Origin of the sequence: Methanobrevibacter sp. (genome assembly GCF_045114555.1) — an archaeon.
Classification (GTDB): Archaea; Methanobacteriota; Methanobacteria; order Methanobacteriales; family Methanobacteriaceae; genus Methanobrevibacter.
In genome coordinates this window covers 14,189-26,626 of record NZ_JBGUKT010000031.1, presented here as the reverse complement: position 1 = coordinate 26,626, position 12,438 = coordinate 14,189, and the positions used below count along the sequence as shown (strand labels likewise).

Genomic DNA, 12,438 nt, shown 5'->3' with positions numbered 1-12,438 from the left:
TATATTATTTAGTTCGTTATAATTAAAACGGTTAATTGTTCTAAAAAATAGTATTTATTTGGTTTAAAATTTTTAAAAAAAGAAAAAAGAGAATATTAAGAGAATCAACTCTTAATATTAGTAAAATTTAAATTAGCTTATTTATTTAGCATCGGAATATAATAAACCAGTTGCTCTTTGGGAGAAGAAGAATAAGTATGCTGAAATGATTGCACTTAAAAGAGCTCCAATAATGGAACCAATGTCTCCCATACCACTAAAGATTCCAGGAATTAAGCTTAAAATGAAATAAATAATTCCTACAATAATTATAACTAATATGGTTTTTACAATACCGACGGTTTGAAGATCGTTAATTGCTTCAGGAATATTTAAAGCATGACCTAATGAGCCAGTGTCTGCTAATCTACCTTCTGCCATTACAAGAGTTAATCCGAATATGATGAATAAGATTAAACCGACAATTAAAGCTAAAGTATTATTTATGTAACCTAATAATACCATAATAATGACTGGGATGATACAGTATATAAATGCTAAAATCAAGTATTTAAGACCAGAGATTGCTTGTCTTCCAATATCAATTTCAGGAGCAGCTTCGCTTCTTTCAATACCTAATTTTATAATGTCTAATCCATATCCGTATATAAATAATCCAATAATGATTATGAGAAGTAATCCAATAATTCCTATAATTCCACTTGCTAAAAATTGGTTAGCTTCTTGACCTGCAATTAATCCTACGCCTGTAAAGACGGCAATTAATGCAATTATGAACATAATCACTATATAAATTAATAATGATTTTGTGTGGTTTAATGGGTAACGTACTGCGTCACCAATAATTTCACCGATTTCCATATTTAAACACCTCTTTTTTTAAATTTATTCACTCATAACTTATAAAATCAATTATAAAGTATATTTGAGTTATTATTAAATTTATTTTTAATAATATATAAATGTATTGAAAAATTTTATTTTTTTTGGATTATATATTCTTTATTTTAGATTTAAAATAGTATTTTTATCTAATTTTTTAAAATATGTGAATTTATTTAATTTTAATAAATTTCAAATGTAAATTTTAATTATTTTACTTTTTTAATTAGAATAATTCATTTTTCAAGTTAATACTTTTTTTCAAAGAGGGTAATATTTTAAAAAATAGTTTGGAAATGGATAAGTTTTAAAAAATTGTAAAAAGAACAGTTTAAAATTTGATAAATTTTGAAAAATTGTTTAAAAAATAGTTCTTGAATCTGTATTTTAAAAAATAGGTAAATTAAAGGATTATTCAATTCCTTTAATTTCTTTAAATACATTGATTACATCACCGATTACGAGTATTGCCGGTGTGTTGATTTCCTTGTCAGCTATTGTTTCAAGGGTTCCAAATACCACCCTTTCATTTGGAAGTGTTCCGCTTTCAATAGCGCATGCAGGAGTTTTTGGGTCTCTGTATTTCATGATTTCTTCAGTGTTTTCCTTGATGTTTCCGATTCCCATGAGGATAATCAAGGTATCTGCAGTGTAATCCCATTTCACCTGCTTGTCTGCTTTGGTTGGGTCTTCATGGCCTGTAACAACTGTAAAGGAGGTTGCAACTGCCCTATGGGTAATTGGAAATGCCATGCTTGTAGGTGCTCCAATAGCGGAGGTCACTCCTGGAATAACTTCAAAGTCTATGTTTTCCTTTGCAAGAGCTAATAGCTCTTCTCCACCTCTACCGAATACAAAAGGATCTCCACCTTTCAATCTGATTACATTCTCATGCTCTTTAGCTTCTTCAATGATCAATTGATTGATTTCATCCTGTGTCTTATAATGTTCTCCTGCTTTTTTACCTACATAAATGCGTTTTGTATCTTCTGGAGCATGCTTCAATATCTCTTCGTTAGCAAGATAATCATATAAAACAACATCTGCTTTGTTTAATGCTTTCACAGCTTTTAAAGTTATTAAATCAGGGTCTCCTGGACCTGCACCTATTAAATATACTGGCATGTTATCTTCCTTATTTTATATTTTTTTTAAAATGAGTTTGTAAAATTACATATCAAGAGATTTTAATTAGTTTTTAATTAGTTTTTAATTAGTTTTTATTTAGATTTTTATGGATTTTAAAAATTCAGTATATTTAGATAGATTAAATACTATCTAACATACCTTTAAAGAATTCAAGACCATTGTCTGAACCTAATAGTTTTGTAGTGGCCCTTTCTGGGTGTGGCATCATAGCAAGGACAAGTCCTGATTCGTCACAAACACCAGTGATTGCTTCCATAGAACCATTAGGGTTTTCCTCTGCAAACTGAAGAACGATTTGATCTTGGTCTTTCATAAGATCAATGTCTTGAGTGTAGAATCTTCCTTCAGCGTGAGCTATTGGTATGTCAATTACTTGGCCTTTTTCAAAGTTTTTAGTGAATGGGGTCTTGTTGTTTGCAACTTTCAATTTAGACCATTCACAATTAAATTTAGGTACTTCATTGGTAATGAACAATCCTGGAATAAGTCCAATCTCTCCAAGAATCTGTGCTCCATTACATATTCCGAGAACTGGCTTTTCCTCTTTTACAAGTGCTTTAACTCCTTCCACAACAGGAGTGTTTGAAGCTATTGCTCCTGCACGCAAGTAATCTCCGTAAGAAAATCCTCCAGGTATAACAATTCCATCATAGTCAGTTAAATCTTCATTATTCCACCAGATATATTCTGCTTCTCCGCCTGCGAGTTCAATAGCCTTATACACGTCACGGTCGCAGTTTGTTCCAGGGAATCTTATAATTCCAATTGCCATTTTATCACTTTATGAATAAATTTTAGTTTTTAAATTGTCTTTTTTGCTTAAGATATTTCTATTATTCCATCTATTCGCATCCGCATCCGCAGCTTAAATCCATTTTAATGATTTTTATAGTGTAATTGTGGATAATTGGGTTGCATAATAGTTTTTGACACATGTCATCTACTTTTTCTCTTGCATCATCTTCGGAATCCGCTTCCATACAAAAAGTAATGATTTCTTTTGTTTTGGTTCCTTTTACTTCATATCCTAAAAGAGCAAGGGATCTTTGAATAGTGGTTGCTTCTGGATTTAACATTCCTGGTTTTAAGGAAACTTTAACTTCAATGTCATACATCATTTTCAATCACCTAAATTTAATTTAATTGCTTGATTTTAATATTAAATAATAGTTCAATTTTTATTAATGATTATTATAATTTTAATTATTTTAATTATTTTTTATGATTAATTTTAATTCTTAAGATTAGTTTAAATTCTATAGATTATTTAGATTCCCCATTTTTCTTTATCTGCATCGGTTAAGAGTCTGTTGAACACTTCTTCATATGCATCGATGACCTCATCATCCTTTCCTTGTCTGAAAAGTTCCTTATCAAGCATATCAAGGGTTTCAGCATCCCATAATCTGCAGCTGTCAGGGCTTATCTCATCACCTAAGATAATGTTTCCATCCTTGTCCTTACCGAATTCGATTTTAAAGTCTACAAGAATGATTCCAATGTCCTTAAACATTTTGCTCATGACTTCATTTACCTTAAGGGCAAGCTCTCTTAATTTGTCTAAGTCATCTTTGCTTGCTATTCCAAGAGCAATAGCTATTGCATCATTTAACATTGGGTCGTGGAATTCATCATCCTTAAAGTCCATCTGTATAAGGGGTGGGTTGAATGGAGCTTTATCTTCAAATGGGAATTTCCTGATAATGCTTCCAGTAGCTATGTTCCTAACTATAACTTCTATAGGGATCATATCAAGTTTTTTAGCTTTCATGACACAAGGTTCACATAGTTCAATCAATTGTGTTTCAACTCCAGCATCTTCAAGAGTTTCAAAGATCTTTGCACAAATAACTGAATTAATGTAACCTTTTTGGCCCATGCTTTCTTTTCTAGCGCCATCTCCTGCAGTCATGTCATCTCTAAAGTCAATTATGACTTCATCAGGATTTTCGCCTTGGAAAACGCTTTTTGCTTTTCCTTCATAAAGTAAATTTTTAGAATCCATTTTAATCATCGTTTTAAAATTATTTTTGAAAATAATTCATTAATTAGACTTAATAATTATTTTAAAAAATTTATATTCTATAATATTTAATTTTATATTTATTATCATTAATAAATATAATTTAAATTTCACATATTTTTTTTAATTTTTTATCTTTCTTTTTCTCAATATCAATTTAATAATATTTATGCTAACTTGATAACTGGTAAAATAATTTTTTATTTTTCTTTGATTTTTATTTTTTTTAATAATAATAAAAGAAAAGAATATATATGTGCTTAAAAAAATAATACTATAAGAAAAATGGGGATTTTTCTTAAATAATATGTAACTTAAAAATATTGAGGATTGTTTTTATGGAAAATAATTCTCTCAATAAGGCTAATGGCAAAGCTATGTCTAAGGAGGAATTATCTGAATATATCCTATCAGCTTATGATTCAGGCAAGACCATGCTGGACATTGCAAAGGATGTTGGCAGAAGCAAAATATATGTCAGCAAGATCATCCATCAAGTTTATGATGATGAGGAGATTAAAGTTCGCCAATACAATAAATTAAGAGGTCAAAACAAGTTTGATTTTTCAAAATACAAGAGCACCTCTGGAATTTATAGGGTAAGCTTTGTTGAGAACAAGAGAAATGGAAATGACTATTGGTCATACCAATATTATGAAAACAGCAAGCTAAGAAGAATTGTTTCTGTAAATCTATACAAATTAAAGGTAATCGTTTTGGATAAAGGATTGGATTGGATAGAATTTACAGATGAGGCTAGTGAGTTGGTCTTGAAATATAGGGAAACCTATGATGAGTCTTCATTGGAAAGACAGAATAAAACAGGATTTTTCAGAGTGACAAAGCGTAAAACCAACACCAAACAAGGTTTTACTTGGGCTTATTCATTTAAAGAAAACAATCAACTAAATTTCGTCAGTTCAGTAAATATCAGCACTCTTAAGGCTAAGGTTTTAGCTAGAGGATGGCAATGGATTGAATTGACTGATGAATCAAAAAGATTGGTTGAGGAAAATTCTAAGAAACTTCAAGACAAAAATTAAGTCTTTTAATAATGATATTCTTTTTTTATGATACACTTACTTTTTTTTAATTTCAATTACTTAATTCAGTTAACCATGTTAAATGATTTTTTTTTAAAATAATAATTTTTAGAAAGTGTTTGATTAATTTTTAGAAATATTTAATTAATCCATTTAAGATATATAAAATTAATATAAACTTTAAGTAAAAGATTTAAATAAAATAAACTATAAATGATTTATAATTATTATTGACTTAATATTAATCAAATGTAAAAATTATTTTATAATTATTTATTACTTTATTCGGTGATATTATGTGTGGAATTGTTGGATGTGTATTGAAAAATGAAAATGTTGCGCCGATTCTTTTGGATTCAATTTCCAAATTGGAATATAGGGGTTATGACTCCATTGGTTTAGCTACTGCTTGTGATGGTAAGATCAATCTTAAAAAGGATGCCGGTAAAATAGATGAAGTTAATGCTAAATTAAACTTTGAAGAAATGCTAGGCAGCTATGGAATTGCTCATGTAAGATGGGCAACTCATGGAGATCCAAGCAAGGAAAATTCACACCCTCATCTAAATTCCTCTGGAACAATTGCTGTAGTCCATAATGGGATTATTGAAAACTATTTGGCAATTAAAGAAGATTTGATTTCTGAAGGTTATGAATTTAAATCTGATACAGATACAGAAGTAATTCCACACTTGCTTGATAAATTCATGAAAGAGGGATTGGATTTAGAAAAAGCTGTTCATAAGGTTATAGGCATTATTGAAGGGGCTTATGCTCTTGCAGCTATTTGCACCGATGAACCGAATAAAGTTGTAGCTACCCGTAAGGACAGTCCTTTGATTGTAGGAATTGGTGAGGATGAATACTTCGTTGCATCCGATTCTCCAGCTATTTTGAAATATACAAACAATATCGCATACCTGGATAAGGGAGACATTGTCATACTTACTGAAGACGGAGTTATCTTTAAGGATGAAAATGATAATGTGATTAAAAAGGATATTGATGTACTTGATTGGTCTCCTGAAATGGCTGAAAAAGAAGGCTATGACCACTTCATGATTAAGGAAATCAATGAGCAGGATGTGGCAATCAGAAATACTTTAGCTGAAAAAGATAAGGTTAAGGCTATTGTCGATGAAGTTAAAGGAACCATAAATAGGGTTGTTTTTGTTGCATGCGGTACATCTTACCATGCTTCATTGACTGGAAAATACCTTATAGAGTCTTTAGTTGGCATACCAACAGAGGTATTGCTTGCTTCTGAGTTCAAGTATTCTGCAAAGGCATTGAATGACCAGACTCTTGTTGTATTCATTTCCCAATCAGGTGAAACTGCAGACACCTTGAAGGCATTGGATGCAGCTAATAAGGTATCCAAAACATTAGCTATTGTAAATGTCAGAGGAAGTTCCGCTACAAGAAGGGCAGATTATGTCATTCAAACTCAAGCAGGTCCTGAAATTGGTGTAGCAGCTACAAAAACATATGTAAGCCAATTAATAGCTATTTACTTATTCTCTGCACTCCTTGCAGATGATGAGGAATTGCTTAAAAGATTAGAGAAAGTTCCAGATTATATTGATGAGGTTCTCAAGAAACAGGGGATCATTCGTGAAATTTCTCATTTATACAAAAGGGATAAGGATGCATTCTTTATTGGAAGAGGTTTCTCTTACCCTATCGCTTTAGAAGGAGCTTTAAAATTAAAGGAAATTTCCTATATTCATGCTGAAGGTTATGCTGCAGGTGAACTTAAGCATGGTCCAATCGCTTTGATTGATGAACATATTCCTGTAGTTGTAGTTGCACCTCCAGGTGAAGATTATAAAAAGATCATGAGCAATTTGCAAGAGGTTAAGGCAAGAGGTGCTGATATATTAGGTATTGGTGCTATAGGGGATGAAGATTTAGTGTCTGAGTCTGATAATGTATTCTTAATTAATCCTGAAGTAGATGATATCTTAGCTCCGCTTGTTTATATAGTTCCACTTCAATTATTAAGTTATCATGTGTCTGTAATTAGAAAATTGGATCCTGATAAGCCTAAGAATTTGGCTAAGTGTGTAACTGTAGAATAAGTTCTAGCTTTTACTCGCCTATGGCTCGTAAAACCTGGACCAAAATTCTTTTCTCTAGTTTGGGAGTGAATCTTTCAACTCCTTTTTTTATTTTATTATTTTAATTTAATTTAATCTAATTTTTATACTATTTTTTAATATTTCTAACTATTTTTAAAAAAAGAATATTTATCTATTTATCCTTAAAAATTATAAAAAAAGAAAAATTGAGTTTATTTTCTTCCGCTTCCTATTTCAAGAATTGGAATTTTGCTCATTGTGAATATGAGTAACCAGCTTAATCCAATAATGATTACTGAACTGACAGGTAACCAAAGGTAAGCGTTGGTTTTTACTATTGGAGCTAAAAAGCTTCTGGTTGTCAAGTATTGCAATAAGATATAGTGTGAGAAGTATATTCCAAAACTGCATGATGAGAATAAAAGAATCACTTCACCTATCTTTCTTTCCCTAATCATTCTAGCATCTTTCTTAATCCATTTCACACTTGCATATTTGAATGCTGTAAAGAGGCCAATGGTTTCAAGAATTACAAATATGTCAAAGAAGTCTATTGGGGCAAGTGCAATACCTCCAACTCCCTTTAGGTATATCTTTGTAAAGTGTCCAGCTATTCCTATAAGGAATATTATGCATCCTATTGCAAACATCTTCTTGTCAGAGTATTTGAACTGCTTGTTGTGGATATATGATCCCATAATGAAGTATCCGAGAACAGGGAAGAAATTGAAGATTACCCTGAAGTTGTATTTCATTTGTGGATAGTCGAAGAATCCAACTGTGTACAATATGGAAAGAATGAATGTTATCAGAATTAGATATTCTGCCCCTTTCATTCCCTCTTCACGTATAAAGCTGCCAACTACTGGAATGAGAAGATAAACTCCAATGAGTGACCAGATAAACCAGAATGGTCTTGAATAGTCCTGTACACCAAATGCAGTATCAATAAAATAAGTTATTGTAGGCTGATATTGCCATATAAGAATTCCCGCGATAATGTATACTATAATCCAGAATAGGAATGGTAAGAATACACGCTTGAAACGTTTTTCAAGAAATTTCTTCACTTCATATTTCCTTGTTAAAAGAAGAGATCCACTAACTGTAAAGAAAAGTGGAACGCCTATACGTGTAAGTGAGAACACTCCACTGCAGAATAGCCAGCTGTAGAAATCATATGAAAATAATCTGGAAATGTGTCCGATAACTACAAGCATTATAGCAAGGGAGCGGACTTCATCTAAATACATTATACGCTTGGGACTTATGCTCATTATATCACTTATGATTATATCTTTTTGTTCGTATTAATAAAGATATTTAATATTTTAAGTATTTATTAGAATATTAAAGTATTAATAAAGATTTGATGTTTCTAAGTATTTTTTAAAATTAAAAATTTAAGGGTATTTGATGTTTCTAAGTATTTTTTTAAAAATTAAAAATTTAAGGGTATTTGAAGTTTCTAAGTATTTGAAAAATTAAATTTATTTATAAGATAATGACATATATTAATAATAATTAGAGAACTCTTTTTATTATTTATTTTAATTAGGTGTATTCATGAAATATGATTATTTGATTGTGGGATCTGGTTTATTCGGCTCTGTATTTGCATATGAATTGACTAAAAGAGGCGAGAAATGTTTAGTCATTGAAAAAAGAGGCCATATTGGTGGAAATGTTTATACTGAAGAGGAATATGGCATAAATGTGCATAAATATGGGGCTCATATATTTCACACAGACAATAAAGAGATTTGGAATTATATCAATCAATTTACTGACTTTAACCGTTACACAAACTCACCTGTGGCCAATTACAAGGGTGAATTATATAATCTTCCTTTCAATATGAACACCTTTTATCAGATGTGGGGAGTGAAGACTCCTGAGGAAGCTAAAGCAAAAATTAAAGAGCAAAAGAGAGAAGCTAATATTGAAATCCCATCTAACCTTGAAGAGCAAGCAATTTCTCTTGTTGGAATGGATATTTATGAAAAACTTGTAAAGGGGTATACTGAAAAGCAATGGGGAAGAGATTGTACAGATTTGCCTGCTTTCATTATAAAAAGATTACCTGTAAGATTCACTTTTGACAATAATTACTTTAACGATTTGTATCAAGGAATTCCAATTGGAGGATACACTAAAATAATTGAAAAGATGCTTGAAGGTGTTGAAGTTAAGCTAAATACCGATTTCTTTGATGATAAGGAAAAATGGTTAGGTATTGCTGATAAGGTCCTCTTTACTGGTATGATAGACCAGTATTATGATTATTGCTTTGGAGAGCTTGAATACAGAGGGCTTGATTTTGAGTTTGAAACTCTTGATATGGAAAATTACCAAGGGAATGCAATTGTCAATTATACGGATAGGGAAACTCCATTTACAAGAATAATTGAGCATAAGCACTTTGAAGGCGCTGATTCTGATAAGACAGTGATTACAAGGGAGTATCCTAAAGCATGGGAAAAAGGAGAAGAGGCATATTATCCGATTAATGATGAAAGGAACAATGAATTGTTTGCAAAGTATAATGAATTGGCAGACAATGAAGATAAAGTGATCTTTGGTGGAAGACTTGGAATGTATCAATATTTTGATATGTGGAAAGTCATTGAAGAGGCTTTAAAATTGGTTGAAAGTATGGGAGTTTAGTTAATATTTAACTTTTGTCGATTTTTGCATTTAAAAAAATTTTTAAGAAAGTTTTTTAATTTTTTATCTTAATAATTCTTTAATTAAATATTTATCCATATTATCTATTGATTTTGTTATGAATATTGATATTAAATAAACTACTAATCCTATAGGGATAGCTAACCAAATAGGGACTTGAATAAAGTTTAATATAATTGAAAGTATTAATCCACAAATAACTATTTTTATAACATTTTTTAATAATTCAAAATCAGGTTTATATGCTGTTTTGAATATATGGTAGAGAGTAAGAGCAGTAATTAGCATCTCACTTAATACAGTAGCTATTGCAGCACCATTATAATTGTACATTGGAATAAGGACTAAATTAAGACATATATTAAATATTGCAGCTAAAATATAAATTTTAGTCACTGTTTTCTCTTTATCTATAGCATTTAATAATATTGCGGCGGATCCATTAACGAATAAAAATGAAACAGTCCAAATGAGTATTTGTACAGGAGTTGATGCAAGAGAGAACTGATTGTTGTATATTAGATCTACGAGAGGCCTTGCATAGAAGAAAACACCCACACTTAAAGGAATAATTATTAATAATAAATATTTCACGGATAATTCATAACTTACTTTGATAAGATTTTGACTTTCTTCAAAGAATTTACTCATAACTGGGAAAACAACACTTTGATATACTACAAAGAATGTTGTAAATACTGTAATAATATTATATGCTGATTTATAGAGTCCTGTAGCATAATCACCTGTTAAATAAGATAGCATAACTATATCTATTGAGAAATATATGTTATAAAAGAAATTTGTTAAGCCAAAAGGTAGTGATGCTATTAGAACTTCCTTTATAAATTCCAAATCTAATTCAAATTTAGGTAAATTATATTTCTGGACATATTTTAAAAATACATAAATGAAAAATATGGAATATGCTATTGTATAAGCTATAGCTATAGAAATAACTCCAAAATCAAACTTGATTGTTATTAAAATTCCTATTAGTAAAAATATGCTATTTATAATGCTTCCAATAGCTTGATATTTTACTTGTTCTACTGCTTGAAAAATCCCATTTAAAAATGTAGTTAATGACATTATTATAATTTCTATAGTAAATATCAAAGAAACGATTATTGTTAAATGAGAATAACCTAAAAAATATAAAATTAAACCACTTATAAAGAATAGAGCTATGGCTAAAATAATCTTAAATAAAAATATATTATTCATATACTTAAATAATAATTCTTTGTGTTTAGCTATTTCACGTGTAATGTAAGTGCTGAGACCTAAGTCTATCACTATTCCAATTAGGCCAGTGTATGAAATAGCAAAAGATACTATACCATAATCAGATACTCCAAGATATCTTGCTATAAGTATGGTCCACAAAAATGCACAAATACTTGTTAAAATTTGTGAAATAGATAGCCAACTTGTATTCTTAAATATTGATTTTACTTGGTTCATTTTATCAATTTTTATGTTTTATTTTTAATTTTTTAAATTATTGTGGCTTATTATACAGTTTTCTGTAAAATTTTCTTAAAAGCATGGAATTGAAAAGAATATTAATTATTTTTGATAACATTATTGCTATCCTAAAATTTCTTTTTTTTATATTAATAAATATTAAATCTGCCCATATTTCACCTAATTTTTCATTAAAATCACAATATTCAATTAATTTATAAAATTCTTTAATTAATTCCATTTTTGTTGCATAATTTTCGTTGATTCTTGAAAACCATCCTATAAGTATTATATAGCGATCTTTTGTTAGCCATGCAATTAAAGTTTTATCGTTGTATTCCTTTAATAAATCGTATATAAGATAATAAGCATTAATACAATTTAAAAACAATTTCTTTGTTATATTGTGGCTTTCAGACTTATCTTCCCCATTATCTCTAACGTTGTATTCATAACCATAAAAATTTTTTAAAAAAACTAAGTTTTCTGTATTCAAATAAGATTTAACAGAGAAATAAACATCTTCCATAAAATATCCTTCAGGAAATTTTATATCATATTCCAATAAAAAATCTTTTTTATAAATCTTACTCCAAATAAGAGGATATGTGAAAATATTTCTTTCTTTTTTAGGGTCTAAAATAATATAATCCATATCTTCTAATTTTTTAGGTTGAATGTCTTTATATTTATTATTCTCTATATTTGCATGTCTACACATAACTAAATTAGAATCAGTTTTTTTAATAGTTTCATATAAAATTTCACACATAGTGTTCACATATTTATCATCTTGATCTAAAAACATAATGTACTCTGCATGTGCTTTTTCAATACCGATATTCCTTCCCCTACTAGGAGTGCCTGAATTAGTTTTAGGGTAGAAACATTTTATATTAAAATATTCTTGAGAATATTTTTTTAAAATTTCTTGTGTTGAATCTTCAGATTTATCATCAACTATAATTATTTCAATATTTTCAAAACCAATAGTTTGATTTTTTAAACAATTAATAGTGTCATCTATAAATTCTTCACCATTATATGTTGGAATCACTACAGAGACTTTATATTCCAAATCATTTCCTCCTAAAATCTTTGA

At 29.5% G+C, this 12,438-nt stretch carries 11 protein-coding genes; 3 read left to right on the top strand and 8 right to left on the bottom strand.

Annotation, left to right across the window (positions count from 1 at the left end):
• Positions 1 to 141: 141 nt before the first annotated feature.
• The 5 genes from ACJMLB_RS07725 to purC all read right to left on the bottom strand — a co-directional run bounded on the left by ACJMLB_RS07725 (position 142) and on the right by purC (position 4,036).
• Complete coding sequence (locus ACJMLB_RS07725; protein ID WP_405325013.1) at positions 142 to 861, bottom strand: DUF4013 domain-containing protein; 720 nt, start codon at positions 859 to 861, stop codon at positions 142 to 144.
• 432 nt (positions 862 to 1,293) lie between these two features.
• Positions 1,294 to 2,007: a uroporphyrinogen-III C-methyltransferase gene (gene cobA, locus ACJMLB_RS07720; protein ID WP_405325010.1), complete on the bottom strand. Its 714-nt coding sequence runs from the start codon at positions 2,005 to 2,007 to the stop codon at positions 1,294 to 1,296.
• A 142-nt stretch (positions 2,008 to 2,149) separates the two neighbouring features.
• The gene (purQ, locus tag ACJMLB_RS07715; protein ID WP_304087542.1) at positions 2,150 to 2,803 is read right to left on the bottom strand and encodes a phosphoribosylformylglycinamidine synthase subunit PurQ; all 654 of its coding nucleotides are present in this window, start codon (positions 2,801 to 2,803) and stop codon (positions 2,150 to 2,152) included.
• 70 nt (positions 2,804 to 2,873) lie between these two features.
• Complete coding sequence (gene purS, locus ACJMLB_RS07710) at positions 2,874 to 3,149, bottom strand: phosphoribosylformylglycinamidine synthase subunit PurS (protein WP_405289418.1); 276 nt, start codon at positions 3,147 to 3,149, stop codon at positions 2,874 to 2,876.
• A gap of 149 nt (positions 3,150 to 3,298) precedes the next feature.
• Positions 3,299 to 4,036, bottom strand: coding sequence for a phosphoribosylaminoimidazolesuccinocarboxamide synthase (gene purC, locus ACJMLB_RS07705; RefSeq protein WP_405325007.1), 738 nt, complete (start codon positions 4,034 to 4,036; stop codon positions 3,299 to 3,301).
• 356 nt (positions 4,037 to 4,392) lie between these two features.
• Between purC and ACJMLB_RS07700 the strand changes: the two genes are divergently transcribed.
• Positions 4,393 to 5,097 (top strand): hypothetical protein, encoded by a 705-nt coding sequence (locus ACJMLB_RS07700; RefSeq protein WP_405325004.1) that lies wholly within the window; start codon positions 4,393 to 4,395, stop codon positions 5,095 to 5,097.
• A 296-nt stretch (positions 5,098 to 5,393) separates the two neighbouring features.
• Positions 5,394 to 7,178: a glutamine--fructose-6-phosphate transaminase (isomerizing) gene (gene glmS, locus ACJMLB_RS07695; RefSeq protein WP_405325001.1), complete on the top strand. Its 1,785-nt coding sequence runs from the start codon at positions 5,394 to 5,396 to the stop codon at positions 7,176 to 7,178.
• Between the two features lie 212 nt (positions 7,179 to 7,390).
• Here glmS and ACJMLB_RS07690 read toward each other — a convergent pair whose 3' ends face one another.
• Positions 7,391 to 8,455, bottom strand: coding sequence for an acyltransferase (locus ACJMLB_RS07690; protein ID WP_405324998.1), 1,065 nt, complete (start codon positions 8,453 to 8,455; stop codon positions 7,391 to 7,393).
• A gap of 289 nt (positions 8,456 to 8,744) precedes the next feature.
• Between ACJMLB_RS07690 and glf the strand changes: the two genes are divergently transcribed.
• A complete protein-coding gene (gene glf, locus ACJMLB_RS07685; protein WP_405324995.1) occupies positions 8,745 to 9,845 on the top strand; it encodes a UDP-galactopyranose mutase in 1,101 nt (366 codons plus the stop codon).
• 63 nt (positions 9,846 to 9,908) lie between these two features.
• On the opposite strand, the gene ACJMLB_RS07680 is transcribed toward glf, so the two are convergent.
• Complete coding sequence (locus tag ACJMLB_RS07680) at positions 9,909 to 11,333, bottom strand: flippase (RefSeq protein ID WP_405324992.1); 1,425 nt, start codon at positions 11,331 to 11,333, stop codon at positions 9,909 to 9,911.
• Between the two features lie 37 nt (positions 11,334 to 11,370).
• Complete coding sequence (locus ACJMLB_RS07675) at positions 11,371 to 12,414, bottom strand: glycosyltransferase family 2 protein (protein ID WP_405324990.1); 1,044 nt, start codon at positions 12,412 to 12,414, stop codon at positions 11,371 to 11,373.
• Positions 12,415 to 12,438 lie beyond the last annotated feature (24 nt).

What these genes read in the sequence shown, in the direction of transcription:
- ACJMLB_RS07700 (WP_405325004.1), top strand. Translation starts at nt 4,393, where the DNA reads ATGGAAAATAATTCTCTCAATAAGGCTAATGGCAAAGCTATGTCTAAG.
- ACJMLB_RS07690 (WP_405324998.1), bottom strand. Translation starts at nt 8,455, where the DNA reads ATGAGCATAAGTCCCAAGCGTATAATGTATTTAGATGAAGTCCGCTCC.
- ACJMLB_RS07680 (WP_405324992.1), bottom strand. Translation starts at nt 11,333, where the DNA reads ATGAACCAAGTAAAATCAATATTTAAGAATACAAGTTGGCTATCTATT.
- purC (WP_405325007.1), bottom strand. Translation starts at nt 4,036, where the DNA reads ATGGATTCTAAAAATTTACTTTATGAAGGAAAAGCAAAAAGCGTTTTC.
- cobA (WP_405325010.1), bottom strand. Translation starts at nt 2,007, where the DNA reads ATGCCAGTATATTTAATAGGTGCAGGTCCAGGAGACCCTGATTTAATA.
- glmS (WP_405325001.1), top strand. Translation starts at nt 5,394, where the DNA reads ATGTGTGGAATTGTTGGATGTGTATTGAAAAATGAAAATGTTGCGCCG.
- ACJMLB_RS07725 (WP_405325013.1), bottom strand. Translation starts at nt 861, where the DNA reads ATGGAAATCGGTGAAATTATTGGTGACGCAGTACGTTACCCATTAAAC.
- purQ (WP_304087542.1), bottom strand. Translation starts at nt 2,803, where the DNA reads ATGGCAATTGGAATTATAAGATTCCCTGGAACAAACTGCGACCGTGAC.
- purS (WP_405289418.1), bottom strand. Translation starts at nt 3,149, where the DNA reads ATGATGTATGACATTGAAGTTAAAGTTTCCTTAAAACCAGGAATGTTA.
- glf (WP_405324995.1), top strand. Translation starts at nt 8,745, where the DNA reads ATGAAATATGATTATTTGATTGTGGGATCTGGTTTATTCGGCTCTGTA.